The following is a 25,800-nucleotide window of genomic DNA, read 5'->3' as shown; positions in this document are numbered from 1 at the left end:
CGTACCCACTCCTGCGCTGCCCCCTGCCGAACCGGCAATTGCACCGGTACACGAGCGGGCAAAAAAAACCCCGTTGCAAGCAACGGGGGCGAACTTTCCCACCGGTTAAGGGCGGGTACCCGCTCAGGGAGGAGTAGCGGGGGACGCTGCATCACGCAAGCGCAACGCAGAGTGTCCGCGAGTATGATAGCGGGCGAGATCAAAAGTTTAGTTTTTCTTTCGCAAGCGGCCTGGTCAGGCACTCGCCAGCCACATCGCGCCAGCCGCCCGGCAGACTCCCGCACTTCTTTTCCGACTCCTCTCAAGCCATGTCCACTTTTCCCGAGTACCGTCCGCGCCGCATGCGCCGTGATGATTTCTCACGCAGGCTGATGCGCGAGAACCGCTTGTCGCCAGATAACCTGATCTATCCGGTATTCATCGTCGACGGCCAAAACCAGCGTGAGAGCGTGGCGTCCATGCCCGGCGTGGAGCGTCTGTCGATTGACCTGTTGCTGCCGGTGGCGGAAGACTGCGTGAAACTCGGCATCCCGGTCATCGCGCTGTTCCCGGTGATCGATCCGGTCTTGAAAACGCCCGACGGCATCGAGGCGACCAACGCCGAAGGCCTGATCCCGCGCGCCGTGCGCGCGCTCAAGGACCGATTCCCGGAACTGGGCGTGCTGACCGACGTGGCGCTGGATCCGTACACCAGCCACGGCCAGGACGGCGTGCTGGATGACGACGGCTACGTGATCAACGACGTCACCGTGGAGATCCTGGTCAAGCAGGCGCTGACGCAGGCTGCGGCCGGCGTGGATATCGTGGCGCCCTCGGACATGATGGATGGGCGCATCGGCGCCGTGCGCGCGGCGCTGGAAGACGGCGGGTATATCCATACCCGGATCATGGCGTACTCGGCCAAGTTCGCCTCGGCCTTCTACGGCCCGTTCCGCGATGCGGTGGGCTCGGCGGCCAACCTGGGCAAGGGCAACAAGATGACCTACCAGATGGACCCGGCCAACTCCGACGAAGCCCTGCGCGAAGTGGCGCAGGACATCATGGAAGGCGCTGACATGGTGATGGTCAAGCCCGGCATGCCTTACCTCGACATCCTGCGGCGCGTGAAGGACGAGTTCCGTTTCCCCACCTACGTCTACCAGGTCAGCGGCGAGTACGCGATGCTCAAGGCCGCAGCCCAGAATGGCTGGCTGGATCACGACAAGGTCATGATGGAATCGCTGCTGGCCTTCCGGCGCGCCGGCGCCGATGGCATCCTGACCTATTTCGCACGCGACGCCGCTCGCCTGCTCACGCGCTGAACCGGCCCGGATGCAGCTGCTAGGCTTTTCCGCCAGCCAGGTCCATCCGCTCGCCTCGCTCGACGCGGCGCGCGACTTCCTCGCCGGCAATGCAGCGGCCCGTTTCGTCTGGGTCGACACGCCGATCGAGGAAATCAGCGCCGCGCCGACGGCCTGGCGCGACAGCGTCCAGGCGCTGACGGGCGCCCCGGTGCTGGACCTGCATCTCATCGATGCCACCAACCCGTCGCATCCGTCGTATTTCGATACGACGCATGCCTACGACATGGTGATCTTCCGCAAGCTTACCTTCGAGACCAGCCGGCTGATCGCCGAGGCTGGCGCAGAGGGGGCGGCGGCATCCGGAACGAGTACGAGCACGACGGCAACGGCGGCGGCCTCGGCCACCGCCGCGATGGACATGCCGACGATGCCGGGCCAGCCCGTGGCTTCGGCCACGGCCTGCGCGACAGCCGGCCCGCAATCCGCGGCAAGACCCAGTACCTCAGCCAAGCCGCGCCGCTACCCGCCGGGCTTCCTGCCCGCGCTAGCCAAGATCGATACCCAGCCGGTCACGTTCTTCGTCTTTGACAACGTGCTGCTGACGGTACGGCCCGCGCAATCGCGCACGCTGGACCAGGTGCGCCAGCGCCTGCTTGAACTGTGCCAGGCGCCGCGGCCGCAAGCGGCGTCAAAGACACGGGCCAACGGCCACGCCGCGCTGGTGCATGGCATCCGCCCGCCAACGCGCCCGGAAGACCTGATGCTGCGGCTGCTCAACGCCATGGTCGACCGCTACCTGGACCTGCGTGCGCCGCTGACGCGCCAGCTCGACCGGTGGCAGCGCGCGCTGCTTAACGCGCGGCGCAGCTTTTCCAGCTGGGAAGGCTTGCTCGATGCCCGCATCGAGCTGCGGCGGCTGGAGCACCTGTGCGAGGAGCAGCACGACGCGCTGCAAGAGTTCCGCGACAGCCTGCTCGACAACAGCTATAGCATCGCGAGTGAAGGGCCCGCCACAGGCACTCCAGGTACGCCAAGCACGGCGCGCCGCGACGATGCGCTGCTGGTGCGGATCAACGACGTGATGGAGCACGTCTCGCGCGTGCTCGCCCATGCGCGGCGGCTGGAGGACTCGATCGAGTCCGCGGTGCAGATTCACTTCTCTTCGGTGGCGCACCGCACCAATCGCACCATGCGCACGCTGACGCTGATCACCGCGCTGTTCATGCCGCTCACGCTGATCACCGGCATCTTCGGCATGAACTTCGACCGCATGCCGTGGCTGCGCGAGCCCCAGGGCTTCTGGTGGTCGCTGGGGCTGATGGGGGCGGTGGTGGTGGTGCTGGCCGCGGTATGGGCGCTAGGGCGCCGGCTGGAGCAAAGCTAGCCGACGCCAGCCGAAGCTGGCGCTTCGGGTATTTCAGGTATGTCTCAGGTACTAGCCTTGGTATCGAGCGCGCGCGACAACGTGTCGAGAAACCGTGTGGCCGGCTGGTAGCCGATCGCGCGGACCGGCCGCTCGCGCCCGTCGGCGCCGTACAGGATGATGCCCGGGGGGCCAAACAGGCCGAAGCGCTTGAGCAGCGCGCGGTCATCGGCGTTGTTCCGGGTGACATCCGCCTGCAGCATCACAACCTCGGACAGCCGCGCCCGCACGCGCTCATCGGTAAATGTGAAGCGTTCCATCTCCTTGCAGCTCACGCACCAGTCCGCATAGAAATCGAGCAGCACCGGCTTGCCGGCGGCAGCGGCCTGCGCCACGCGTGCATCGAGCTCCGCAACTGAGCGGACGCGCTCGAACCGTACGTCGGACGCGCCGCCGGCCGCCGCTTCCGGCGCCGAGCGCGCGGCGCTCAGGTGCGCCAGCGGCTGCAGGGGGTCCCGGCCGCCGGAGGCCAGCCCGACCAGGAGGATGGCGCCTGCCAGCGCCGCCAGCAGGCCCAGGCCCTTGCCTACCCTGGCCAGGCCATGCGCATCTGGGCCGAGTGAATCGAAGGCGCTCAGGAAGACCGCACCAACCAGCAGCAGCGCAGCCCAGCCCGCCATCAGCGCCCACGCGGGCAGCACCGGGCTCACCATCCAGAGCGCCACACCCAGCAGCAGGAAGCCAAAGAAGCGCTTGGTCGTCTCCATCCAGCGTCCGGCGCGCGGCAGCAGGTTGCCCGCTCCCACGCCCACCAGCACCAGCGGCACGCCCATGCCGAGCGCCATGGCAAACAACGCACCGCCGCCGACCACAGCATCGCCAGTGCGCGCGATATAGGCCAGCGCGCCGGCCAGTGGCGCCGTCACGCACGGCCCGACGATCAGCGCGGAGATTGCGCCCATGGCTGCGGCACCGGCAAGCTGCCCGCCCTGGCGGCGGTTGGACGATGCCGTCAGCCGGGTCTGCCAGTGCTGCGGCAGCTGCAGCTCATAGAGACCGAACATGGACAGCGACAGCGCCACCATCAGCAGCGCAAAGGCAGCCAGCACCCACGGCGCCTGCAGCGCCGCGGAGAGGCCCTCACCCAGCAGGCCCGCCGCCACGCCGATCCCCGTGTAGACCACTGCCATGCCGAGCACATAGGACAGCGATACCAGCAAGGCACGCTTGCGCGTAACGTGCTCGCCCACCACGATCGACGACAGGATGGGCACCATCGGCAACACGCACGGCGTGAAGGTCAGCAGCAGGCCCAGGCCGAAGAACAGCGCTGCGATCACGCCGAGGTTGCGGCTGGCCAGGGCGCCGGCGATGCGGTCGTTCTCGTCGGCCGTCGGGGCCAGCAGGGCGGGGGAGGGGCCGGCCGCGTCGCCGCTTGCGGCGGCCGGGTTGTTGCCGATGCTGCTGGAATCCGCCGGTGCCCGTTTGCCGAACAATCCGTCAAGCACACCACCGCCGACCTTGAACACACTTTCCTGCGGCGGATAGCACAGGCCTTTGTCGGCACAGCCCTGGGAAGTCACCACCAGCGACCATTTGCCGTCGGCCGGTGCAGACTCCACCGGCACGCGGATGGTCAGCCCGCCGTGATAGGTTTCCATCTCTTTGCCAAATGTCTCGTCGAACTTGACCTTGCCGGGCGGGAACACCGGCGCACCGAGCTTGACGGATGCAGGCTGCGCCGCAAAGGCAAAGCGATCGCGGTAGAGGTAATAGCCATCCGCTACGTCGAAGCGAACCTCGATCGTCTTCGCATCGACCTGATGGGCAGCAAACCGGAAGGCCTGTTCCGGCGGCAAGAAGTCGTCATCGGCGGCATGCGCCACGCCGGCGAGGCACAGCCAGAGTGAGGCCAGCAGCATGATCAGCAGCCGCACTGCGGCACAATGCCGCACGGCTTGCCCAGCCCCCGAACCACCCGAGGCGTTCGCGCTCACACCGAAACTCATGCCCTGCCTTTGAAATGTCATTCGTCGTATCCGCATTGCGCTCGCATCATAGCGCCGGTCACCGGCCGCAGTGCTTTATTGCCAGCATCAGTGTGAGTCGGCGCAGCGACCGCCATCCTTACGCACTGTCGCCTTCGTCTGTGGCCGTTCGGGTCTCGTGCGCCACCCAGGCCAGATAAGGCGCGAATCCCGCGACCAGCGGCATTGCCACGATCTCAGGCACCTCGTAGGGGTGCGCGAGCCGAATCGCTGCCTCCAGCGCGGCATAACGCTCCTGGGTGGTTTTGATCATCAGCGGCCACTCGCGTGCGCTTTCGATCTCACCTTGCCACCAGTACTCGGACTCGCACGGCGCCAGCCGGTTCACGCATGCCGCCAACCTCGACTCCAGCACGGCCCTTGCAACACGCCCCGCGGACTCGGCGTCCGGCAGCGATGTCATCACCAAGATTGCTTCGCTCATCAGATCGTCCTCCCAGGCCACAGCCGGCCCGGCGGCCAGACCCTGGCGCGCCAGCCCCGGAAAACAAAAGAGCCAGGCATGTAGCCTGGCTCGATTGTAAGCGGTGTCCGCGCGGCTCGCCGCGACCAACGGTCGCAAGCGGGCCGGGACGGAATCAACCTTATTCGCCTGCTTCTTCAGCCGGCGCTTCGGTGATTTCCGGGCGGTCAACCAGCTCGACCAGCGCCATCGGCGCATTGTCGCCCTGGCGGAAACCGAACTTCAGGATACGGGTGTAGCCACCCGGACGCGCGTTGTAACGCGGGCCGAGTTCGTTGAACAGCTTGGTGACCATGTCGCGGTCGCGCAGACGGGCGAAAGCCAGGCGGCGGTTGGCAACGGTGTCCTTCTTGGCCAGCGTGATCAGGGGCTCGACAACCTTGCGCAGTTCCTTGGCCTTGGGCAGGGTGGTCTTGATCAGCTCGTGCTGGAACAGCGAGTTGGACATGTTGCGCAGCATCGCGAGGCGGTGCGACGAGGTGCGGTTCAGTTTCCGCAAACCATGACGGTGACGCATGATGATTCCTTTATTGCAATGTTTGACCAGCTCTTCTATCGCTTGGCCGGAGCAATCTCCGGTTCGGCGCGGGCCGGTAGTCTATTAAGGCAGCCGGCACATGCCGGTCGCCGCGATGACCTGGCGCGGCGGCTGGGCAAGCCCGCCACCGCGCCTGGCTATTACTTCTCCAGCCCTGCGGGCGGCCAGTTCTCGAGCTTCATGCCGAGGGTCAGACCGCGCGAAGCCAGCACTTCCTTGATTTCGTTGAGCGACTTGCGACCCAGGTTCGGGGTCTTGAGCAGCTCATTCTCGGTGCGCTGGATCAGGTCGCCGATGTAGTAGATGTTTTCGGCCTTCAGGCAGTTGGCCGAACGCACGGTCAGCTCCAGGTCATCGACCGGGCGCAGCAGGATCGGATCGATCTGCGGCGTGCGGCTCGAAGCGGCTTCCGCCGACGACTCGGTGCCTTCCAGCGCGGCGAACACCGACAACTGGTCGACCAGGATGCGCGCCGATTGACGAATCGCTTCTTCGGGCGAAATCACGCCGTCGGTTTCGATGTTCATCACCAGCTTGTCGAGGTCGGTACGCTGTTCCACACGAGCCGATTCGACTGCGTACGAAACGCGGCGCACCGGCGAGAACGAAGCGTCCAGCACGATGCGGCCAATGACCTTGCCCGCTTCGTCGCCGAACTTGCGCACGTTGCCCGGCACATAACCACGGCCTTGTTCGACCTTGATCTGCATATCGAGCTTGCCGCCGGCCGACAGGTGAGCGATCACGTGGCCGGGGTTGATGATCTCGACATCGTGGGGCAGCTCGATATCGGCAGCCGTCACAACGCCTTCGCCTTCCTTGCGCAGCGAGACCGTGACTTCGTCGCGGTTGTGCAGCTTGAAGACCACACCCTTCAGATTCAGCAGCAGGTTGACTACGTCTTCCTGCACGCCATCGATGGTGGAGTACTCATGGACCACCCCAGCGATCGTGACTTCGGTCGGGGCATAACCGACCATCGACGACAGCAGCACGCGACGCAGGGCGTTACCGAGCGTATGGCCATAGCCACGCTCGAACGGCTCCATCACGACCTTCGCGTGATGGTCGCCGAGCGGCTCCACGGCAATAATTTTAGGCTTGAGTAGTGCTGTTTGCATTAGGTTGTCCTTTTCAATACCCTCGGCTCGTTACACCGATAAGGCTGACGTTTGGAACCTGAAAATCCCATCGCACGATGGGCAATAAGCCCGACGCGCGGCAGCGCGTCGGGCTGAATGTGAAGCTTGGCGGGAAACGCAAGCCCCTGGCCGTTCGATGGTGTCGGTCAGAATTCGAGTGATTAACGCGAATACAACTCGACGATCAGGCTTTCGTTGATGTCACCCGAGATATCGGCGCGATCCGGCACTTGCTTGAATGTGCCTTCGAACTTCTTCGCGTCCACGGCAACCCATGCCGGGAAACCCGATTGCTCAGCCAGCGACAGCGCTTCGGCGATACGGACTTGCTTCTTCGACTGCTCGCGGATGGTGATGATGTCACCAGCCTTGACTTGTGCCGACGGCACGTTCAGGGCTTGACCGTTCAGCAGGATCGCCTTGTGCGACACCAGCTGGCGCGCTTCAGCGCGGGTCGAGCCAAAGCCCATGCGGTACACGACGTTGTCCAGGCGCGATTCCAGCAGTTGCAGCAGCTTCTCGCCGGTGTTGCCCTTGCGGCGGTCGGCTTCAGCGAAGTAGCGGCGGAACTGGCGCTCGAGCACGCCATAGATACGCTTGACCTTCTGCTTTTCGCGCAGTTGGTTGCCGTAGTCGGAGGTGCGTGCACCCGAGGTGCGGCCATGCTGGCCCGGCTTGCTGTCCAGCTTGCACTTGTCTGCAAGCGAGCGGCGTGCGCTCTTCAGGAACAGGTCGGTACCTTCACGGCGGGAGAGTTTGGCCTTCGGGCCGATATAACGTGCCACTTTATCTTCCTTCCTGATCGATCGCGGCGCCTTGTTTGACGCGCCGCGAGTCCGCCTTCTCCGCCCGTTTGAGGGACGCGTGAGTGGCAGACGGTGGGCTTATCCAGCGCATTCCCCTAAAGGACACGCGCAAAAGCATATGACTGGCTATTTGCACCAGGCGACAGACCAGCAGGCCAATCACCAGACACAAAAACGCAAAACGAAAACCTGCCGCAAAGCATATGCAGCAGGTCAACGTGCGATGCTACCACACCGGGCAGAGGGCGAGGAAGACCTCACCCGCAGCCCGGGTATCACACCGGCGCTTAGATCCGACGACGCTTGGGCGGACGGCAGCCGTTGTGCGGCACTGGCGTCACATCTTCGATAATCGAGATCTTGATGCCGAGCGCGTTCAACGCGCGCACAGCCGATTCACGGCCAGGGCCGGGGCCCTTGATGCGCACGTCCAGGTTCTTGATACCCTGGTCTTGCGCCACGCGGCCGGCGTTCTCTGCAGCAACCTGAGCTGCGAAGGGCGTCGACTTACGCGAACCCTTGAAGCCCTGGCCACCCGAGGTTGCCCATGCCAGGGCATTGCCCTGACGGTCGGTGATCGTGATGATGGTGTTGTTGAACGAAGCGTGGACGTGCGCAATGCCGTCGGCAACGTTCTTCTTGACCTTCTTACGCGCGCGCTGGGCGGCGTTATTCGGACCTTTTGCCATTAGTTTCTTCCTCTGCCTTCGGCTTTACTTCTTCAGAGCCACGCCGGCCTTACGCGGACCCTTGCGGGTACGGGCGTTGGTGCGGGTGCGCTGACCGCGCATCGGGAGACCCCTGCGGTGACGGACGCCACGATAGCAACCAAGGTCCATGAGACGCTTGATGTTCATCGTGGTTTCACGACGCAGGTCACCCTCAACCGTGGCCTTGGCTACTTCGTCACGAAGCTTTTCCAGGTCGCCGTCGGTCAGGTCCTTGACCTTCTTGTCAAAGGGAACGCCGGTGGCCACGCAAATCTTGCGGGCGCGCGAGCGGCCGATACCGTAAATAGCCGTCAGGCCAATCTCGGTATGCTTATGGTTCGGGATGTTAACCCCTGCGATACGTGCCATTCGTCAATCCTCTTTCCGATTAGCCTTGGCGTTGCTTGTGGCGGGGATCCGACGAGCAGATCACGCGCACGACACCGTTGCGCTTGATAACTTTGCAGTTGCGGCAAATGCGCTTAACAGAAGCCAGCACTTTCATGATTTTCCTCTTCCTTCAATTCCTGTTCGCTTCACTTCGTCCGAAAGACGATGCGCGCGCGTGACAGATCATATGGGGTCAGTTCAACCGTCACCCGATCACCCGGAAGAATCCGGATGTAGTTCATTCGCATCTTGCCGGAGATATGGCCCAGCACCACATGGCCGTTTTCCAGTTTGACGCGGAACGTCGCGTTGGGGAGGTTTTCAAGGACCTCCCCCTGCATCTGGATGACGTCGTCTTTTGCCATACCTAGCCTGTACCGACCCGGCTTCAGCGCAAGGTCAGATTACCCTTGAAATTCGCTTTCTTCAGCAGGGACTCATATTGCTGCGACATGACATAGGACTGGACCTGGGCCATGAAGTCCATCGTGACGACCACGATGATCAGCAACGAGGTTCCGCCAAAATAGAACGGAACGTTCCAGCGCAGTACCAGGAATTCCGGCAACAGGCAGACCAGTGTGATGTAGATCGCACCAGCCAGCGTCAGACGGACAAGAATCTTGTCGATGTAGCGCGTCGTCTGCTCGCCCGGACGAATGCCCGGAATGAAGGCACCGCTTTTCTTCAGGTTGTCCGCGACTTCCCGGCTGTTGTACACAAGAGCCGTATAGAAGAAGCAGAAAAATATAATTGCAGCAGCGTACAGCAGGATGTAGACCGGCTGTCCCGGCGAAAGCGTCGCAGCCAGGTCCTTGATGAACCGGCCGGCAGCGCTCGTCGAGTCAGACGTGAACCAGCCCGCGATGGTCGCCGGGAACAAGATGATCGACGATGCGAAGATCGGCGGAATCACCCCTGCCATGTTCAGCTTCAGCGGCAGGTGCGACGATTGACCGCCATACACCTTGTTGCCGACCTGACGCTTGGCATAGTTCACCAGGATCTTGCGCTGGCCACGCTCGACAAACACCACGGCGAAGGTAACACCGGCGATGATTGCCACGATCAGGATCGAAGCAATGATGCTCATGGAACCAGTGCGAACCAGTTCGAAGAGCCCGCCGATCGCGTTGGGCAAGCCCGCTGCGATACCGCCGAAGATGATGATCGAGATACCGTTGCCCAGACCCCGCTCGGTGATCTGCTCACCCAGCCACATCAGGAACATCGTACCGGTCACCAGCGTGATCACTGCCGTAGCCCGGAACATCAGGCCCGGATCGATCACCAGACCAGGCTGAGATTCCAGCGCGACCGCAATCGACAGCGCCTGGAAAGTGGCCAGAACCACCGTGCCGTAGCGCGTGTACTGCGTGATCTTGCGTTGACCCGCCTGCCCTTCCTTCTTCAACGACTCCAGCTGCGGCAGCACGATCGTCAGCAATTGCATGATGATCGACGCCGAGATGTACGGCATGATGCCGAGCGCGAAGACGGTAAAGCGCGACAGCGCACCGCCCGAGAACAGGTTGAACATCCCGAGGATGCCACCTGACTGACTCTGGAAAAGCTTCGCAAGCTGTTCCGGATCGATTCCCGGCACCGGAATATGCGCTCCGATGCGGTACACGATCAAGGCCAGCACCAGGAACATCAGCCGGCGCTTTAGGTCGCCGTACTTCGCCGTGTTCTTGGCTTGCGTGCTTGCATTGGGTTTCGCCGTGGCCAAACGATGCTCCGACTGTGACTCGCCTATGCTGCGAAATCTGCTGCTAAATTACGCCGCGATCTGACCGCCGGCGGCTTCGATCGCAGCCTTGGCACCAGCGGTGGCGCCCAGACCCTTGATCGTAACCTTGCGGGTCAGCTCACCAGCCTTGATGACCTTGGCGCTCTTGGCCAGCTCAGCCACCAGGCCAGCTTGCTTCAGAACCAGCAGGTCCACCTCGGTGGCTTCCAGGCGCTCGATATCACGCAGGGTCACTTCGGCGTTGAAGGCCTTCGTCAGCGACGTGAAGCCACGCTTCGGCAGGCGACGATACAGCGGCATTTGACCGCCTTCGAAGCCGACCTTGTGGAAGCCGCCCGAACGCGACTTCTGACCCTTGTGACCACGGCCGGCAGTCTTGCCCAGGCCGGAGCCGATACCGCGGCCGACGCGACGCTTGGCGTGCTTCGAACCGTCAGCCGGTTTCAGGTTGTTGAGTTGCATCTTGCTCTCCGTGTCCCGGGACTCAGGCCAGAACCTTGACCAGGTACGAGACCTTGTTGATCATGCCGCGCACGGCGGGCGTGTCCTGCAGCTCCGACACCGAATTGATACGGCGCAGGCCCAGGCCACGGACGGTGGCGCGATGATCCTCACGCGTGCCGATCAGGCTGCGCACGAGTTGCACTTTTACGGTTTGTTGCGACATTTCGTCCGACTCCTTAACCGAGGATGTCTTCAACAGACTTGCCACGCTTTGCGGCGATCTCGCCCGGCGTGCTCATCTTTTGAAGACCGTCCAGCGTGGCGCGAACCATGTTGTACGGATTGGTCGAGCCGTGCGACTTGGTCACGACGTTGGTCACGCCCATCACCTCGAAAATCGCGCGCATCGGGCCACCAGCGATCACGCCGGTACCTTCCTTGGCCGGCATCATCAGCACCTTGGCGGCGCCGTGCTTGCCAACGACTTCGTGTTGCAGCGTGCCGTTCTTCAGCGAGACCTTGACCATCTTGCGACGGGCTTCGTCCATTGCCTTCTGAACTGCAACCGGCACTTCCTTAGCCTTGCCCTTGCCCATGCCGATGCGGCCATCGCCGTCACCAACCACGGTCAGCGCAGCGAAACCGAGAATCCGGCCACCCTTCACCACCTTGGTGACACGGTTGACCGAGATCATCTTCTCGCGGAGGCCGTCGTCGCGTTCGTCCTGCTGGACTTTTGCTTGCATTTTTGCCATGACGTATCTCTCTATGTGCGCTTAGAACTTAAGGCCGGCTTCGCGTGCTGCGTCAGCCAGTGCCTTCACGCGACCATGGAAGCGGAAGCCGCCGCGATCGAACGCAACGGTTTCCACGCCAGCTGCCTTCGCCTTTTCGGCGATGCGCTTGCCAATCAGGGTCGCGGCGGCTGCGGTAGCACCGCTGCCGGTCAGTTCCTTGCGCACTTCTGCCTCGGCGGTCGAAGCCGATGCCAGCACTTGCGTGCCGCACGGCGAGTAGACCTGGGCGTAAATATGCGAATTCGTACGGAACACGGTCAGACGGTTGATCTTCAACTCCGCGATTTTGGCGCGGGTCTGACGTGCACGGCGCAAACGAGCGTCTTTCTTGTTCATGATTGCACCCCTTACTTCTTCTTGGTTTCCTTCAGGATGACGCGCTCGTCCGAGTAGCGAACGCCCTTGCCCTTATAGGGCTCAGGCGGACGGTACGCGCGGACTTCCGCAGCCACCTGACCGACTTTCTGCTTGTCCGCACCCTTGATGATGATCTCGGTCTGCGTGGGCGTTGCCGCCGTCACGCCTTCCGGCATCGCATGGATCACGTCGTGCGAGAAACCAAGCTGGAGCTTCAGCGCAGTACCTTGCAGCTGGGCACGATAGCCCACGCCGACCAGGTTAAGCTTGCGCTCGAAACCGGCGGTTACACCCTTGACCATATTGGCCACCAGGGCGCGCATGGTGCCCTGCAGTGCGTTTGCTTCGCGCGATTCATCAACCGGAGCGAAGGTCAGCGTGTCGTTTTCGACATTGACCTTGACCAGGCTGTGAATCGGCTGCGTCAGCGTGCCGAGCGGGCCCTTAACGGAGAGCACGCCAGCCGCCACATTGACTTCTGCGCCTTTGGGCAGCGCGATGGGAGCCTTACCTACACGGGACATGGTCTACTCCTTACGCGACGTAGCAAAGAACTTCGCCGCCCACGCCAGTGGCACGTGCCTTGCGATCGGTCATCAGACCCTGGGGGGTCGAGATGATTGCGACGCCGAGGCCGTTCATCACTTGGGGGATGTCGCTGCGGCCCTTGTACACACGCAGACCAGGCTTCGAGACGCGTTCAATGCGCTCGATGACCGGACGGCCAGCGTAGTACTTCAGACCGATGCTCAGTTGTGCCTTGCCGCCTTCTTCTTTCACGGCGTAGTCGTCGATGTAGCCTTCGTCCTTAAGGACCTTGGCGATTGCCACTTTCAGCTTCGACGACGGCATGACAACCGACACTTTCTGCACGCCTTGGGCGTTGCGGATGCGCGTCAGCATATCGGCGATAGGATCGCTCATGCTCATACTGTTTCTCCTGTAGCCTGTGCGTAATTACCAGCTGGCTTTCGTCAGACCCGGGATTTCGCCACGGAAGGCGATTTCACGGATCTTATTACGCGCCAGGCCAAACTTGCGGAAGGTACCGCGGGGACGACCGGTGATCGCGCAGCGGTTACGCTGGCGAGTCGGGTTCGCGTTGCGCGGGAGCTGCTGCAGCTCGAGACGCGCGCTATAACGCTCTTCTTCCGACTTCTCTTGGTCGTCGATAATGGCCTTGAGGGTCGCACGCTTGTCGGCATACTTTGCCACGAGCCTAGCGCGCTTCTTCTCACGTTCAATCAGAGCCAATTTAGCCACGGTTACCCCTTAATTACGGAACGGGAACTTGAATGCTGCGAGGAGTGCCTTGGCTTCCTCGTCATTCTTCGCCGTCGTCGTGATGCTGATGTTCAGACCACGCAGTGCGTCGATCTTGTCGTACTCAATTTCGGGGAAAATGATCTGCTCTTTCACACCGATGTTGTAGTTGCCACGACCATCGAACGAGCGGCCCGAAACACCACGGAAGTCACGCACGCGCGGCAGGGCCACGGTCACGAGACGATCCAGGAATTCGAACATGCGTTCGCCGCGCAGCGTCACCATCGCGCCGATGGGATAACCCTGGCGGATCTTGAAGCCGGCGATTGCCTTCTTGGCCTTGGTCACCACCGGCTTTTGGCCGGCGATCTTGGTCAGGTCGCCCACGGCCAGCTCAATGACCTTCTTGTCATTGATGGCTTCGCCAAGGCCCATGTTCAGGGTGATCTTGGTGATGCGCGGCACTTCCATGACCGACTTGAAGCCGAATTGCTCGATCAGCTTCGGTACTACTTGTTCTTTGTAAAACTCTTGCAGACGTGCAGTCATGCTCAACTCCTATCTGTGCCCAGAATCAAGCTGCCACGACGGCACCGGTGGTCTTCAGCACGCGTACACGCTTGCCGTCTTCCACCTTGATACCGACGCGCGACGGCTTGCCATTGGCATCCACGAGCGCAACGTTAGAAATATGCAGCGGCATGACCTTGTCGACCACGCCACCGGTGGTGCCCAGCATGGGGTTCGGACGTGCGTGCTTCTTAGCAACGTTGACGCCTTCCACCACAACCTTCTCGCCGAGCATGGCTTGCACGGTGCCGCGCTTGCCCTTGTCTTTTCCGGTCAGGACGATGACTTCGTCGCCTTTACGAATCTTGTTCATGGCGGCTCCTTACAGCACTTCCGGCGCGAGCGACACAATCTTCATGAAGCGCTCGGTACGGAGTTCACGAGTCACCGGCCCGAAAATACGGGTGCCGATCGGCTCGAGCTTGGTGTTCAGCAAGACAGCGGCATTGCTGTCGAACTTGACGAGCGAACCATCAGCGCGACGCACGCCCTTGGCGGTGCGCACGACGACGGCGTTGTAAATATCGCCCTTCTTCACGCGACCGCGCGGCGCTGCGTCCTTAACGGTCACCTTGATGATGTCGCCCACGCTCGCATAGCGGCGCTTGGACCCACCCAGCACTTTGATGCACAGAACTTCGCGCGCACCAGTGTTATCGGCTACTTCGAGCCGGCTTTCTGTCTGAATCATGGTGTTATCTTCCCAACTTAATCCACCGGGCAACGCCCGCCGGTCAGTCTTGGTCCCGTCAGCCCCTGGCTTTGCGCCAGCAACCGTTTGGGTTGATCAACTTTGAAGTCGGTAGTTACCAGGCGGCCTGAACATGGTTAATCAGGAGCCGCTCGGCTAGGTTCGCTTCACCGATTCGCCGGGGTGATACAACTAAGGCGAATGCAACAAAGCGGAAGTCCAGGATTATAGCACATAACCCTGGACTCGCAAGTCAACCGAAAACCGTGTGGTTTTTTAGATGACGCGCGCAGCTTCGACCAGACGGGAAACCACCCAGGACTTGGTCCGCGACAGCGGACGCGTTTCCTGGATCTCGACCTTGTCGCCTTCCTTGTACTGGTTGGCTTCGTCGTGTGCGTGGTACTTCTTGGAACGCAGCACGTACTTGCCGTACAGAGGATGCTTGACGCGGTTTTCGATCAAGACCGTGACGGTCTTGTCCATCTTGTCGCTAACTACCCGACCGACCAGCGTGCGGCGAAGCGACGATTCCGTTTGTGCAGTTTCAGTCATTTCGAGGTCGCCTTTTCGTTCAGCACGGTTTGCACCCGCGCGATGTCCTTGCGCACCTTCTTCAGCTGGCTGGTGTTCTGCAGCTGTTGGGTGGCCTTTTGCATGCGCAGGCTAAATTGGGCCTTCAGCAGCTCGGAGAGCTCCTGGTTCAGCCCTGCGGCATCTTTGCCGCGAAGTTCGGATGCTTTCATCCCTGCTCTCCTTACGTCCCGACCTGGCGCACCACGAAATTGGTAGCGATCGGCAGCTTGGCGGCGGCGAGGCGGAACGCCTCACGAGCCAGCTCTTCCGTCACGCCATCCATTTCGTACAGCATCTTGCCCGGCTGGATTTCTGCCACGTAGTATTCCGGATTACCCTTACCGTTACCCATACGGACTTCGGCGGGCTTCTTCGAGATCGGCTTGTCCGGGAAAATCCGGATCCAGATGCGGCCGCCACGCTTGATGTGACGGGTCATCGCACGACGTGCCGACTCGATCTGACGAGCCGTCAGACGACCACGGCCCATCGCCTTCAGGCCGAATTCGCCGAAAGACACGGCGTTGCCACGGGTAGCCTTACCCGTGTTGCGGCCTTTCTGCTCCTTGCGGTATTTTCTGCGCTTAGGTTGCAGCATCGTTATTCTCCACTCTTCGCATCTGCGCCAGGAGCGCGGCGACCTGCACCGGCACCCGCGCCACCGCGGCGGTTGCCACCCGGACGGCCGCCTTCGCCTTCACGGCGACGACCATCAGGACGACCACCCGGGCGACGACGACGATCGTCTTGCGGCTCTTCCACCACCGGCGCATCGTTGCGGCCGAGGTGATCACCCTTGTAGACCCACACCTTGACACCGATGATGCCGTAGGTGGTTTCTGCTTCGGAGAAGCCGTAGTCGATGTCGGCGCGCAGGGTGTGCAGGGGCACACGACCTTCGCGATACCACTCGGTACGAGCGATTTCGATGCCGTTCAGACGACCGGCGCTCATGATCTTGATGCCCTGGGCACCGAGGCGCATCGCGTTCTGCATCGCGCGCTTCATTGCGCGGCGGAACATGATACGGCGCTCGAGCTGCTGGGTGATCGAGTCGGCGATCAGCTGCGCATCGGTTTCCGGCTTGCGGATTTCCTCGATGTTCACGTGCACGGGCACACCCATGCGGCGTTGCAGCTCGGCCTTGAGCAGTTCGATGTCCTCACCCTTCTTGCCGATCACCACGCCCGGACGCGAGCTATAAATGGTGAGACGTGCATTACGGGCGGGGCGCTCGATCACGACGCGGCCAACCGAAGCGTTCTTGAGCTTCTTCTTCAGAAACTCGCGAACTTCGATGTCTTCCTTCAGCATGCCGGCGAACTTCGTGTTGTTGGCGTACCAACGCGAAGCCCAGTTACGGCTGACGGCCAGACGGAAGCCAGTCGGATGAATCTTCTGTCCCATCGTGACTCCTTAGTTGCCGAGCGTCACAGTGATGTGACAAGTTTGTTTCTCGATGCGGTTGCCGCGGCCCTTTGCTCGTGCCGTGAAACGCTTGAGCGAGGTTGCCTTGTCGACGAAGATGGTCTTGACCTTCAGTTCGTCGATGTCGGCGCCTTCGTTGTGCTCGGCGTTGGCGATGGCCGATTCGACCACCTTCTTCACGATGACGGCCGCCTTTTTCGGGCTGAACGTCAGGACGTTGAGCGCGCGTTCAATCGGCAGACCGCGGATCTGGTCAGCGACCAGGCGCGTTTTCTGGGCGGAGATGCGGGCACCGCGATGAATCGCTTTCACTTCCATGATGGCACCTTACCTCTTCGCTTTCTTGTCAGCCGCGTGGCCCTTGAACGTACGCGTGAGCGCAAATTCACCGAGCTTGTGGCCAACCATGTTTTCCGAAACATACACCGGCACGTGTTGACGGCCGTTATGTACGGCGATCGTCAGGCCGATGAAGTCCGGCAGAATGGTCGAGCGACGCGACCAAGTCTTGATGGGCTTCTTGTCCTTGCCGGCTGAGGCCGCTTCCACCTTTTTCAGCAGGTGGGCGTCACAGAACGGACCCTTTTTTGCGGAACGTGTCATGTCTAGGCTCCTACCTACCGATTAACGCTTGTGGCGGCGCTGCACGATCATGCTGGCAGTGCGCTTGTTGCTGCGGGTACGGTAACCCTTAGCCGGGGTACCCCACGGCGAAACGGGGTCACGACCAGCAGCGGTCTTGCCTTCACCACCACCGTGCGGGTGGTCCACCGGGTTCATCACAACGCCGCGAACCGTCGGGCGGATACCGCGCCAACGATTTGCACCGGCCTTGCCGATGACGCGCAGGCTATGCTCTTCGTTACCGACTTCACCGATGGTGGCGCGGCATTCGATGTGAACGCGACGCACTTCACCGGAGCGCAGGCGAACCTGAGCGTAGATGCCTTCACGAGCCAGCAGCACAGCGGAGCCGCCAGCGGCGCGAGCGATCTGAGCGCCCTTGCCCGGCAGCATTTCCACGCAGTGGATGGTGGTACCAACCGGAATGTTGCGGATCGGCAGGTTGTTACCCGACTTGATCGCAGCTTCCGAGCCGTTCATCAACGCTTGGCCAACTACCATGCCCTTGGTGGCAATGATGTAGCGGCGCTCGCCGTCGGCGAACAGCACCAGCGCGATATTGGCGCTGCGGTTCGGATCGTATTCCAGGCGCTCGACCTTGGCGGCGATGCCGTCCTTGTCGTTGCGCTTGAAGTCGACCACGCGGTAATGGTGCTTATGACCACCGCCCTTGTGGCGGGTGGTGATGTGACCGTTGTTGTTACGGCCCGACTTCTGGAATTGCTTTTCCAGCAGCGGAGCGTGGGGCGCGCCCTTGTGCAGGTTGTGGTTAACAACCTTTACCATGGAGCGACGGCCCGGGGACGTCGGCTTGGTCTTGACGAGTGCCATGATTACTTGGCCTCCGCTTCAAAATTGATTTCCTGACCCGGCTTGAGCGAAACGTAAGCCTTCTTCACGTGGTTGCGACGCCCCATGAAACGGCCAAAACGCTTTTGCTTGCCCTTTTGGTTCAGGATCTGAACGGACTGCACCTCGACCTTGAACAGCAGTTCGACTGCCGCCTTCACGTCTGCCTTGTTGGCATCGCGAGCGACTTCGAACACGACTTGTTCGTTCTTGTCGGCGACCAGGGTTGCCTTTTCGGAAACCACCGGCGCGAGCAGCACCTGCATCAAACGATGATCGTTCTTGGCTACTTGCGTCATTTCAGCAACTCCTCGATCTGCGCGACGGCTGCCTTGGTCACCAGCACCTTCTTGTAGTGCACGAGCGACAGCGGGTCAGCCTGGCGCGGCTCGACAACCGCCACGTGCGGCAGATTGCGCGAAGCCAGGTAGAGGTTTTCGTCGAGGCTGTCGGTGATGATCAGCACCGAGTCCAGGCCCATGGCCTTGAACTTGTCGGCCAAGAGCTTGGTCTTGGGCGCATCGACGGTGAAACCGTCCACCACGTTGATACGACCTTCACGTGCGAGCTGCGAGTAAATCGAGCGCATGCCGGCACGGAACATCTTCTTGTTGACCTTCTGCGTGAAGTTCTCTTCCGGCGAATTCGGGAAGATACGGCCGCCCCCGCGCCACAGCGGCGAGGAAGACATACCGGCACGGGCGCGACCCGTACCCTTCTGGCGCCAAGGCTTCTTGGTCGTGTGCTTGACCTCTTCACGGTCCTTCTGCTTACGGTTACCGCTGCGAGCGTTAGCCTGGTAAGCGACGACGACCTGGTGAACGAGGGCTTCGTTGTAGTCACGGCCGAAGACTTCGGGCGAGGCGTCAACGCCTGCGCCGATCTGGCCATTGTCCTGGAGGAGCTTGAGTTCCATTGATTCGCTCCTTAAGCTTTGGCTTTGGCCTTGACGGCCGGGGTAACGATAACCTTGCCGCCCTTGGAGCCGGGAATGGCGCCCTTGACCAGCAGCAGCTTGCGCTCTGCGTCGATCTTGGCGATTTCCAGGTTCTGGACGGTGCGGGTGACGTCACCCAGATGGCCAGTCATGCGCTTGCCGGGGAACACACGGCCCGGATCCTGCGCCATACCGATGGAACCCGGCACGTTGTGCGAACGCGAGTTACCGTGGGTGGCACGACCCGATGCGAAATGGTGACGCTTGATGGTACCGGCGTAGCCCTTACCGATGGTCACGCCCTGGACGTCGATCTTTTGACCGACTTCGAACAGGTCAACCGACAGCGTGCCGCCGGGTTGCAGTTCGCCAGCCTTAGCGGCATCGATGCGGAATTCGCGGATGATTTCACCAGCTTCAACACCAGCTTTGGCAAGGTGACCTGCCAGGGGCTTGGTGACGCGGCTAGCGCGGCGTGCGCCGAAAGTGACTTGAACCGAGGTATAACCGTCGGTCTCGTCCGTCTTGATTTGTGTCACGCGGTTGTCGCCGACCTCGACCACGGTAACGGGAATTGAATCGCCGTCGTCCGTGAAAATACGGGTCATGCCAACCTTGCGACCTACAAGGCCAAGGCTCATGGTTTGCTCCATTCCCAGCTGCGATTGGCCGGGGCTGATTAATACACGAAAACAGTGTTTGCAGTGCGGGGCTTGCGCTGAAGAAGACTGCGCGCGGCCAAACTGGCCAGCCCACTACCCATAGACAAACGGGTAGCCTTACACTATATCGCGTAGATTTGGAAAGAGCAAGCGTGGATTGACAAGTATGCGGGAGCGTACGGGGCGGTGTTGTTTTGTAGCGTTTTCGCGTGCTCCTATCGCCCCAGCTGCACAAATTCCCCGCCGAAGAACACCAGCGGCTCGCCCTCCCCTATCTCAAACCCCTCCACCTGGCCCACGATCAGCAAGTGATCCCCGACGGCATCGGCGCGCTCCACCCGGCACGCCAGGGTGGCCAGGGCATCATTGAGATAAGGCACGCCACGCTGGCATCGCCGATGGGCGACTCCGGCAAACTTGTCGTCTGCGGGCTTGGCAAAGCGCCGGGCGAGCTCGCCGTGCCCCGCCCGCAGGATGCTGACGCCGAAGGGGTTCCCCGGCGTGAAACGCGCCGCGTTCGGCGAATGCAAGGCGAGGCTCCACAGGATCAGCGGCGGCGCCAGCGACAGCGAGGCAAAAGAGTTAATGGTCAGGCCGATCGGGCGGTCATCAGCACCGCAGGCCCCGATGACCGCCACGCCGGTGGCGTACCGGCCACAAGCTTGACGCAGTGCCTTGGGGTCGAGCACAGCACAGGCGGCGTCCATCTCAGGCTGCCTGCGGCAAATGCCGGTCGATCAGTTGCTGGCAGGCGGTAGGGTCAGCCCACCAGGGGAAGAAGTCCGGCGGGTTGTCGAAGCCGTTGGCGATGCGTGCGGCCAGCGCCGGCGCCTGCCCGGCCGCGCCCAGCAATGCCAGGATGTGCGGCGGCGGCGGCGTGAGCAGCGAGTTGGTCCAGTTCACGACGTCACCGGCGTAATGCCAGTAGCTGGCGAAGGTCTGCGTCATCCAGGCGGCGTCGAAGGCACGATCGCCGCGCGCGACGATCGCCTCCAGATACACCTTGCAGCATTTGGCGGCGTTGTTCGAGCCCTGTCCGGTGATGGGGTCGTTGACTACCACTGCGTCCGCCATGCCGAACACCAGCCGGCCGGACGGCAGCGTCATGACCGGGTGGCGCACGGTTGGCGTGAACCGGCCGGCGAGGATGCCCTGCTCATCGGTCAGCGTGACATTTTCACAGCGTTGCGCTTCCCATGGCAACCAGGTGCGAAGGATGCGCAGGCTTTCGGCAAGGTGCTGCTCGGGCGTACGCGCCTCAGCCCATTGGTCCATGGGTCCGCCCGGTATGCCCTCGAACACCATGATCTCGCAAGGTCCGCTCAAGGTCAGCGCGGGGAACACAAAGTACTCGCCGATGCCGGGAATCAGGTTGAAGCAAACCCGCGAATACGGCGTGCGCGGCGTCATGCCGTTCACATAGGTCAAGGCCAGCGCGCGTTGCGGCGCGCTAAAGGGACTGCGCGCGGCGTCGCGCTCGAAGCGGCTGACGATTTCGCCCTTGCCGGCGGCGAGCAGGACCAGATCGTGCTCAAGTGTCAGCGCCTCGAGCTCATCGATGCCGGCATCGGCGATGCGCAGGTCGCCGCCACGCTCTGCGAAGGCCTCCATCCAGGCTGGCATCTTGACGCGTTGGTCCACGGCCTGCGCCGGCCGCTCGAGCCGGGCGGCCCAGTCGATCAGCCTGGCACCAACCTGCTCCGGATGCGGAATCGCCAGGCCAATGCCTTCTACGGGGGGGCAGCTATCGTCCCACCAGTTCAGCCCAAGCTCGCGCTCGGCCTGCAACGCGCGATCGAACATGCATTGGCTGGACATGACCTTGCCCGCCCTGACCTGGTCCGGCGTTCGATTGGTCAGCAGTGTGACCTGATAGCCTTTGGCTTGCAGCCCGAGGGCCATCTGCAGGCCTGACTGGCCTGCCCCGATGATGGCAATGCGTTGGCTCATGGCAATCTCCTACTGGATGTTCAGGATGAAAATCGAAGCCCCGGATTTGGGGGATGCTCGATGCCGGCGTCAATCGGCCAGCCTGGGAATGGCGGGCACGTTCTGCTCGGGCCCCATCGCCGAGTAGCCGCCGTCCACCGCATAGTCCGCGCCGGTCACAAAGCTGGCGTGGTCGGAACAGAGGAACAACACGACCTGCGCCACTTCGTCGGGCTCGCCAACGCGGCCAAGGAGGTGGAAGTCCGCCGCCACGCGATCGGTGCGCTCGCGGTTGCCACCGCTGACCTCGTCCATCAGCCGGCACCAGGTCCAGCCGGGAGATACGGCGTTGACCCGGATGCCATCGGGCGCGAGATCCATCGCCATGCTGCGGGTAAGTTGCCGGATGGCAGCCTTGGAGGCCGGATAGAGCCAGCGGCCCGTCTGCCCCACATTGGCGGAAATACTGGTGAAGTTGACGATGGCGCCACCGCCGCGTGCCCGCATGGCCGGGTGCACGGCCTGCGCCAGCATCACCCCGGAAACCACGTTGACGTCCAGCGCCGCAAGCCAGTCGCGCCGTCCTGATTTGAAGCCGTCGTCCAGATAGGTGCACGCCAGGTTGACCAGGTAGTCAACGCCACCGAAGTGCTGGCTCACCCGGGCAACCGCCGCGGCCACCTGGGCATCGTCGGTGATGTCCGTGTGGACGAACAACGCCCGCTCGCCCAACGCGGCAGCTGCCCGCTCGCCGCCGCTGGCATCGATGTCGAGAATGGCCACTCGCGTGCCGGCCTCGACGAAGGCGCTGGCCACGCCCGCGCCGATCAACGTAGCACCACCGCTGATGATGGCCACTTTGTCCCGCAGTCCTTTCATGACGCTGTCTCCTGGTTGTCTTGGACGCTGCCCGGCTGCCGCCTTGCGACAGCACGTGCCGGGTGCGGCCTTTTGCTTTTCTGTGATGCGTGGTACTTGCCCTTATGGGCTCTTACTTGCCTTCGCTCTCCTGCCAGCGCGCCATCAGCGTGTTGGAGGGCAGCGTTTCGTCGAGCAGCTTGCGCGCGGTCTCCACACCTGCCACGGGCAGGCCGGCCGGATCGAGCATGCCGATCTGCACCAGCACGCTCGCCTGGTCCCAGTAGATATGCTCGTGGTAGAGCTTATCGCCGCGGAACTTGACGATGGCGATGAGGGGAATCTCCACCCGCTTGCCAGTGGGCGCCACGCCAGGCAGCATCCAGTCGACCTCGCAGGTATGCGTAAAGCAGAACAGCATCTCGTCGACGATCTGGCTGGCACCCACGGTGCGCGACAGCGGAATCAGGCTGGTATCGGGCGGATTGCTGTTGACGAAATGGTTCTGGTAGAAGCGTTTGAGCTGCCGGTGGCCGACGCCGCCTGTCATGGTCGGGATATGGTTCACGTAGGGTTCCGACACCATCGTCGCCATCGTGGCGTCGACATCGCGGGTGGCGAACTCGTATTCGCAGTGCTTGTCCCACAGGGCTGAGAAATCGTAGTGCGGACCCATCTCTGCGCGCAGCGCGGCTATCGAGCGCTGATGCGCCATCAGCGCCGATGGGTGGTCGAAATGCTCGCCGCCGGTGCGCGCGAACGCGTGGTCCACACCTGGATAAACGTACAACTCGATGCCGTCCTTGCCGCCCAAGCCTGCGCGGATCTTCGCCTGCGCCTCCGGTGGGCAGAAGCCGTCATGCTCGGCCACATGCAGCACCAGCCGCCCCTGGATATTGACCGCCTCGTCCAGCGCGCGCTCGATGCCGACGCCGTAGTACGCCACGGCGCAGGCCACGCCATCCAGGCGGCAAGCAGCCAGATAGGCGAGCTTCCCGCCCAGGCAAAAACCGAGCACCCCGGTCTGGCCCACGCATTCAGGACGGGCCCGCAGCGCATCCAGCGCCGCACCGACATCCTTGACGCCGAGTGCCTCATCGAAGCGCTGATACAAGCCCAGGGCGCGCTGAAAGTCCTCACCGCGATCGCCCAGTTCGATGCCGGGGGCGATACGCCAGAACAAGTCCGGCACCAGCACCGTGTAGCCTTCCTCGGCGTAGTAGTCCGCCACCGCGCGCATGGTGGCATTGACGCCGAAGATTTCCTGGCACAACACGATGCCGGGTCCCTTGCCCGATGGGGGCGTGGCAAGGTAGGCGTTGAATGCGCCGTCGGCGGCGTGGATCTGGATAGTCTGGCCCATGGGCTGCGCTCCTTTGTCTTTGGGGGTTGGGGCTGCCGTGCTGGATTCCATCATGGGCGATCCGCACCGCAGCAAACTAGCCGCGGGCTGCAGCGGCTATCCGATTAGTGCAGGAAAATGCCGGCATGGGCAAGGGGCGCCGGGAAGCGATCCACTATAGTGGTGTGAAGGAATCCGCCCGCAGGCTGGCCGGGCCCAATGTACTAAGCGGCGCGCCAATGACGCCGAGGAGCGAGACAATGCCTCAGCCCCCCGCGGCCACGGCCACCGAGCCGCTGGCACGCACCCTGCTATCCGACCCCACCCGGCTGGTCTTCGCCTCGACCGACCAGGCCCAGACGCGCGCAGCGGTGGGTACGGTTTTCAAGCCGCACAAGCTCACCATCGGTGGCACGACGCTGGCTGCCCGCATGCATCATGCGCCGCTTGGCGCCGTGTCCTTCAACCGGCTGGCCTATGGCGCGGAGGCCCAGATCGAGCCGGGACCGCTCGATGATTTCCTGCTGGTGCAGATGCCGCTGGCGGGCCATGCCCAGATCCATTGCGGCCCGCAGCAGATCCTCTCCGACCGCGACATGGCCTCGGTGCTCACGCCGAGCGACCCCGTGCGGATGCGCTGGAGCCACGACAGCGACCAGTTGATCGTGCGCGTGGAGCGCGGTGCGCTGGAGCGGGTATGTGCGGCGCACCTCGGCCATCGGCCACAGGCACCGCTGCGCTTTGAGCTTGGGATGGGTTGGCGCCGCCTGGCGGCCTGGTACCAGCTGATGCACTACGTGGCCGACCTGCTGGCGCTGGCGCCGGACGCGGCGCGGCATCCGCTGACCGCCTGCCAGCTGGAGCAGTTGGTGATCGGCACGTTGTTGACAGTGCAGCCCCACAGCCTGGCGGAGGCAATGCGGGCACGGGGCAAACCGCTGGCGCCGCGCCACGTGAAGCAGGTTGAGGAGTACATCCATGCCCACGCGCAGGCGCCGCTGACCCCCGCCCTGCTGGCGGAAATCGCCGGTGTGAGCCTGCGCGGGCTCTATGCTGGCTTTCGGGAGCACCGCGGCATCAGCCCGATGGCCTACCTGCGCGCGGTGCGACTGGAGCGTGTTCGCCATGACCTGCTGAACGACCCGGCGATCGACTCGGTCACGGCTGCGGCCCTGCGCTGGGGCTTCAGCCATCTGGGGCGCTTCAGCGTGGAATACCGCAAAAGTTTTGGCGAACCGCCGGGGCAAACACTGCGCCGACGCGGACCCGCTTAGGCCGCATTCATTCAGGTGGGAACACAAAAACAAAAACGGCGAACCGAAGTTCGCCGTTTTTGTTTGCGCAAAACCGCTTGGGGCGGTCTTGCGCCGAATACCTTACACCTTGATTTCGACGTCGACGCCGGCCGGCAGGTCGAGCTTCATCAGTGCGTCAACGGTCTTGTCGGTAGGATCGACGATGTCCATCAGGCGCTGGTGAGTACGGATCTCGAACTGATCACGGCTCGTCTTGTTGACGTGCGGCGAACGCAGGATGTCGAAGCGCTGGATACGGGTCGGCAGGGGCACCGGGCCCTTGACGATCGCGCCGGTGCGCTTGGCGGTATCCACGATTTCGGCTGCCGACTGGTCGATCAGGCGATAGTCGAAAGCCTTCAGGCGGATACGGATCTTCTGGTTCTGCATGATATTTCCTTAAAAGAGCGATGGGCGGCGTGCGCCCTGGAACATGGGAACAAGCCGACGGTATTGTACCGCCAGCCTGCTCCAGGAAGTTTGCTTAGTCGAGGATCTTTGCCACGACGCCGGCGCCGACGGTACGACCGCCTTCACGGATGGCGAAACGCAGGCCTTCTTCCATGGCGATCGGGGCAATCAGCTTGACCGTGATCGACACGTTGTCACCCGGCATGACCATTTCCTTGTCCTTCGGCAGCTCGATCGAGCCAGTCACGTCGGTCGTACGGAAGTAGAA

Annotated in this window: 39 protein-coding genes; 3 read left to right on the top strand and 36 right to left on the bottom strand. The window is 62.5% G+C overall.

Going from position 1 to position 25,800, the window contains the following annotated elements:
• The first annotated feature begins 308 nt into the window (after window positions 1–308).
• Both hemB and AC1Q7Q_RS35705 read left to right on the top strand, forming a co-directional pair.
• A complete protein-coding gene (gene hemB, locus AC1Q7Q_RS35710) occupies window positions 309–1,301 on the top strand; it encodes a porphobilinogen synthase (protein WP_492376018.1) in 993 nt (330 codons plus the stop codon).
• A 10-nt stretch (window positions 1,302–1,311) separates the two neighbouring features.
• Window positions 1,312–2,667: a magnesium transporter CorA family protein gene (locus tag AC1Q7Q_RS35705; protein WP_492376019.1), complete on the top strand. Its 1,356-nt coding sequence runs from the start codon at window positions 1,312–1,314 to the stop codon at window positions 2,665–2,667.
• A 44-nt stretch (window positions 2,668–2,711) separates the two neighbouring features.
• On the opposite strand, the gene dsbD is transcribed toward AC1Q7Q_RS35705, so the two are convergent.
• The 34 genes from dsbD to AC1Q7Q_RS35535 all read right to left on the bottom strand — a co-directional run bounded on the left by dsbD (window position 2,712) and on the right by AC1Q7Q_RS35535 (window position 23,847).
• Window positions 2,712–4,655 carry a protein-disulfide reductase DsbD gene (dsbD, locus tag AC1Q7Q_RS35700; RefSeq protein WP_492376026.1) on the bottom strand — a complete coding sequence of 648 codons (1,944 nt, stop codon included), beginning with the start codon at window positions 4,653–4,655 and terminating at the stop codon, window positions 2,712–2,714.
• Window positions 4,656–4,773: 118 nt separating this feature from the next.
• On the bottom strand, window positions 4,774–5,118 hold the full coding sequence (cutA, locus tag AC1Q7Q_RS35695; RefSeq protein ID WP_441637904.1) for a divalent-cation tolerance protein CutA: 345 nt from the start codon (window positions 5,116–5,118) through the stop codon (window positions 4,774–4,776).
• Between the two features lie 160 nt (window positions 5,119–5,278).
• Window positions 5,279–5,674 (bottom strand): 50S ribosomal protein L17, encoded by a 396-nt coding sequence (gene rplQ, locus AC1Q7Q_RS35690; protein WP_006160427.1) that lies wholly within the window; start codon window positions 5,672–5,674, stop codon window positions 5,279–5,281.
• A 161-nt stretch (window positions 5,675–5,835) separates the two neighbouring features.
• A complete protein-coding gene (locus AC1Q7Q_RS35685) occupies window positions 5,836–6,816 on the bottom strand; it encodes a DNA-directed RNA polymerase subunit alpha (protein WP_006160428.1) in 981 nt (326 codons plus the stop codon).
• Between the two features lie 182 nt (window positions 6,817–6,998).
• The gene (gene rpsD / locus AC1Q7Q_RS35680; protein WP_492376020.1) at window positions 6,999–7,622 is read right to left on the bottom strand and encodes a 30S ribosomal protein S4; all 624 of its coding nucleotides are present in this window, start codon (window positions 7,620–7,622) and stop codon (window positions 6,999–7,001) included.
• Window positions 7,623–7,930: 308 nt separating this feature from the next.
• Complete coding sequence (gene rpsK / locus AC1Q7Q_RS35675) at window positions 7,931–8,332, bottom strand: 30S ribosomal protein S11 (protein ID WP_006160430.1); 402 nt, start codon at window positions 8,330–8,332, stop codon at window positions 7,931–7,933.
• Between the two features lie 24 nt (window positions 8,333–8,356).
• Window positions 8,357–8,722: a 30S ribosomal protein S13 gene (gene rpsM / locus AC1Q7Q_RS35670; protein WP_006160431.1), complete on the bottom strand. Its 366-nt coding sequence runs from the start codon at window positions 8,720–8,722 to the stop codon at window positions 8,357–8,359.
• Between the two features lie 19 nt (window positions 8,723–8,741).
• The gene (rpmJ, locus tag AC1Q7Q_RS35665; protein ID WP_006160433.1) at window positions 8,742–8,858 is read right to left on the bottom strand and encodes a 50S ribosomal protein L36; all 117 of its coding nucleotides are present in this window, start codon (window positions 8,856–8,858) and stop codon (window positions 8,742–8,744) included.
• A 31-nt stretch (window positions 8,859–8,889) separates the two neighbouring features.
• Window positions 8,890–9,108 carry a translation initiation factor IF-1 gene (gene infA, locus AC1Q7Q_RS35660; RefSeq protein WP_006160436.1) on the bottom strand — a complete coding sequence of 73 codons (219 nt, stop codon included), beginning with the start codon at window positions 9,106–9,108 and terminating at the stop codon, window positions 8,890–8,892.
• A 23-nt stretch (window positions 9,109–9,131) separates the two neighbouring features.
• Complete coding sequence (gene secY / locus AC1Q7Q_RS35655; RefSeq protein WP_006160437.1) at window positions 9,132–10,475, bottom strand: preprotein translocase subunit SecY; 1,344 nt, start codon at window positions 10,473–10,475, stop codon at window positions 9,132–9,134.
• A gap of 48 nt (window positions 10,476–10,523) precedes the next feature.
• Window positions 10,524–10,958, bottom strand: coding sequence for a 50S ribosomal protein L15 (gene rplO / locus AC1Q7Q_RS35650; RefSeq protein WP_006160439.1), 435 nt, complete (start codon window positions 10,956–10,958; stop codon window positions 10,524–10,526).
• A 22-nt stretch (window positions 10,959–10,980) separates the two neighbouring features.
• The gene (rpmD, locus tag AC1Q7Q_RS35645; protein ID WP_006160440.1) at window positions 10,981–11,163 is read right to left on the bottom strand and encodes a 50S ribosomal protein L30; all 183 of its coding nucleotides are present in this window, start codon (window positions 11,161–11,163) and stop codon (window positions 10,981–10,983) included.
• Window positions 11,164–11,176: 13 nt separating this feature from the next.
• Entirely contained in the window at window positions 11,177–11,695 is a 519-nt protein-coding gene (rpsE, locus tag AC1Q7Q_RS35640; protein WP_006160449.1) for a 30S ribosomal protein S5, read from the bottom strand.
• 21 nt (window positions 11,696–11,716) lie between these two features.
• A complete protein-coding gene (gene rplR / locus AC1Q7Q_RS35635) occupies window positions 11,717–12,073 on the bottom strand; it encodes a 50S ribosomal protein L18 (protein WP_043350338.1) in 357 nt (118 codons plus the stop codon).
• Between the two features lie 11 nt (window positions 12,074–12,084).
• On the bottom strand, window positions 12,085–12,618 hold the full coding sequence (gene rplF, locus AC1Q7Q_RS35630; protein ID WP_043350342.1) for a 50S ribosomal protein L6: 534 nt from the start codon (window positions 12,616–12,618) through the stop codon (window positions 12,085–12,087).
• Window positions 12,619–12,628: 10 nt separating this feature from the next.
• Window positions 12,629–13,024, bottom strand: coding sequence for a 30S ribosomal protein S8 (gene rpsH / locus AC1Q7Q_RS35625; RefSeq protein ID WP_006160454.1), 396 nt, complete (start codon window positions 13,022–13,024; stop codon window positions 12,629–12,631).
• 27 nt (window positions 13,025–13,051) lie between these two features.
• Window positions 13,052–13,357, bottom strand: a complete 306-nt coding sequence (gene rpsN, locus AC1Q7Q_RS35620) for a 30S ribosomal protein S14 (protein ID WP_006160456.1) — start codon at window positions 13,355–13,357, stop codon at window positions 13,052–13,054.
• Window positions 13,358–13,366: 9 nt separating this feature from the next.
• Window positions 13,367–13,909, bottom strand: a complete 543-nt coding sequence (gene rplE / locus AC1Q7Q_RS35615; protein WP_006160458.1) for a 50S ribosomal protein L5 — start codon at window positions 13,907–13,909, stop codon at window positions 13,367–13,369.
• A 25-nt stretch (window positions 13,910–13,934) separates the two neighbouring features.
• A complete protein-coding gene (gene rplX, locus AC1Q7Q_RS35610; protein WP_043350346.1) occupies window positions 13,935–14,243 on the bottom strand; it encodes a 50S ribosomal protein L24 in 309 nt (102 codons plus the stop codon).
• A gap of 9 nt (window positions 14,244–14,252) precedes the next feature.
• A complete protein-coding gene (gene rplN / locus AC1Q7Q_RS35605; protein ID WP_017225233.1) occupies window positions 14,253–14,621 on the bottom strand; it encodes a 50S ribosomal protein L14 in 369 nt (122 codons plus the stop codon).
• 276 nt (window positions 14,622–14,897) lie between these two features.
• Window positions 14,898–15,176, bottom strand: coding sequence for a 30S ribosomal protein S17 (gene rpsQ, locus AC1Q7Q_RS35600; protein WP_006160462.1), 279 nt, complete (start codon window positions 15,174–15,176; stop codon window positions 14,898–14,900).
• Window positions 15,173–15,367 (bottom strand): 50S ribosomal protein L29, encoded by a 195-nt coding sequence (rpmC, locus tag AC1Q7Q_RS35595; protein WP_006160464.1) that lies wholly within the window; start codon window positions 15,365–15,367, stop codon window positions 15,173–15,175. The genes rpsQ and rpmC overlap by 4 nt, the downstream gene beginning before the upstream one ends.
• Window positions 15,368–15,378: 11 nt before the next feature.
• Entirely contained in the window at window positions 15,379–15,795 is a 417-nt protein-coding gene (gene rplP / locus AC1Q7Q_RS35590; protein ID WP_006160465.1) for a 50S ribosomal protein L16, read from the bottom strand.
• A 2-nt stretch (window positions 15,796–15,797) separates the two neighbouring features.
• Window positions 15,798–16,604: a 30S ribosomal protein S3 gene (gene rpsC, locus AC1Q7Q_RS35585; protein WP_006160467.1), complete on the bottom strand. Its 807-nt coding sequence runs from the start codon at window positions 16,602–16,604 to the stop codon at window positions 15,798–15,800.
• 9 nt (window positions 16,605–16,613) lie between these two features.
• Window positions 16,614–16,943: a 50S ribosomal protein L22 gene (gene rplV / locus AC1Q7Q_RS35580; protein WP_006160469.1), complete on the bottom strand. Its 330-nt coding sequence runs from the start codon at window positions 16,941–16,943 to the stop codon at window positions 16,614–16,616.
• 9 nt (window positions 16,944–16,952) lie between these two features.
• Window positions 16,953–17,228, bottom strand: coding sequence for a 30S ribosomal protein S19 (gene rpsS, locus AC1Q7Q_RS35575; RefSeq protein WP_006160471.1), 276 nt, complete (start codon window positions 17,226–17,228; stop codon window positions 16,953–16,955).
• A 21-nt stretch (window positions 17,229–17,249) separates the two neighbouring features.
• Window positions 17,250–18,080 carry a 50S ribosomal protein L2 gene (gene rplB / locus AC1Q7Q_RS35570; RefSeq protein ID WP_043350353.1) on the bottom strand — a complete coding sequence of 277 codons (831 nt, stop codon included), beginning with the start codon at window positions 18,078–18,080 and terminating at the stop codon, window positions 17,250–17,252.
• Window positions 18,081–18,082: 2 nt separating this feature from the next.
• Window positions 18,083–18,397 carry a 50S ribosomal protein L23 gene (gene rplW / locus AC1Q7Q_RS35565; protein ID WP_006160473.1) on the bottom strand — a complete coding sequence of 105 codons (315 nt, stop codon included), beginning with the start codon at window positions 18,395–18,397 and terminating at the stop codon, window positions 18,083–18,085.
• Complete coding sequence (gene rplD, locus AC1Q7Q_RS35560) at window positions 18,394–19,014, bottom strand: 50S ribosomal protein L4 (protein WP_006160474.1); 621 nt, start codon at window positions 19,012–19,014, stop codon at window positions 18,394–18,396. Before rplD ends, rplW begins: the two co-directional genes overlap by 4 nt.
• A gap of 11 nt (window positions 19,015–19,025) precedes the next feature.
• A complete protein-coding gene (rplC, locus tag AC1Q7Q_RS35555) occupies window positions 19,026–19,676 on the bottom strand; it encodes a 50S ribosomal protein L3 (protein ID WP_035870770.1) in 651 nt (216 codons plus the stop codon).
• Window positions 19,677–19,912: 236 nt separating this feature from the next.
• Window positions 19,913–20,404, bottom strand: a complete 492-nt coding sequence (locus tag AC1Q7Q_RS35550) for a flavin reductase family protein (protein ID WP_492376021.1) — start codon at window positions 20,402–20,404, stop codon at window positions 19,913–19,915.
• A 1-nt stretch (window position 20,405) separates the two neighbouring features.
• Window positions 20,406–21,647, bottom strand: coding sequence for a styrene monooxygenase/indole monooxygenase family protein (locus AC1Q7Q_RS35545; protein WP_492376022.1), 1,242 nt, complete (start codon window positions 21,645–21,647; stop codon window positions 20,406–20,408).
• Between the two features lie 69 nt (window positions 21,648–21,716).
• A complete protein-coding gene (locus AC1Q7Q_RS35540) occupies window positions 21,717–22,505 on the bottom strand; it encodes an SDR family oxidoreductase (protein WP_458762293.1) in 789 nt (262 codons plus the stop codon).
• 112 nt (window positions 22,506–22,617) lie between these two features.
• Window positions 22,618–23,847, bottom strand: a complete 1,230-nt coding sequence (locus AC1Q7Q_RS35535) for a dienelactone hydrolase family protein (protein WP_492376023.1) — start codon at window positions 23,845–23,847, stop codon at window positions 22,618–22,620.
• A 239-nt stretch (window positions 23,848–24,086) separates the two neighbouring features.
• On the opposite strand from AC1Q7Q_RS35535, the gene AC1Q7Q_RS35530 reads away from it, so the two are divergent.
• Complete coding sequence (locus AC1Q7Q_RS35530; RefSeq protein ID WP_492376024.1) at window positions 24,087–25,100, top strand: AraC family transcriptional regulator; 1,014 nt, start codon at window positions 24,087–24,089, stop codon at window positions 25,098–25,100.
• A 102-nt stretch (window positions 25,101–25,202) separates the two neighbouring features.
• On the opposite strand, the gene rpsJ is transcribed toward AC1Q7Q_RS35530, so the two are convergent.
• Together rpsJ and AC1Q7Q_RS35520 are read right to left on the bottom strand one after the other, a co-directional pair.
• Window positions 25,203–25,511: a 30S ribosomal protein S10 gene (gene rpsJ / locus AC1Q7Q_RS35525; protein ID WP_006160488.1), complete on the bottom strand. Its 309-nt coding sequence runs from the start codon at window positions 25,509–25,511 to the stop codon at window positions 25,203–25,205.
• Between the two features lie 94 nt (window positions 25,512–25,605).
• Window positions 25,606–25,800: EF-Tu C-terminal domain-related protein (locus AC1Q7Q_RS35520; protein ID WP_492376025.1), on the bottom strand; the 195-nt coding region annotated here is incomplete at its 5' end.

It is taken from the genome of Cupriavidus sp. GW823-FHT07A04, assembly GCF_058794615.1.
This window is presented reverse-complemented; position numbering and strand designations above follow the sequence as displayed.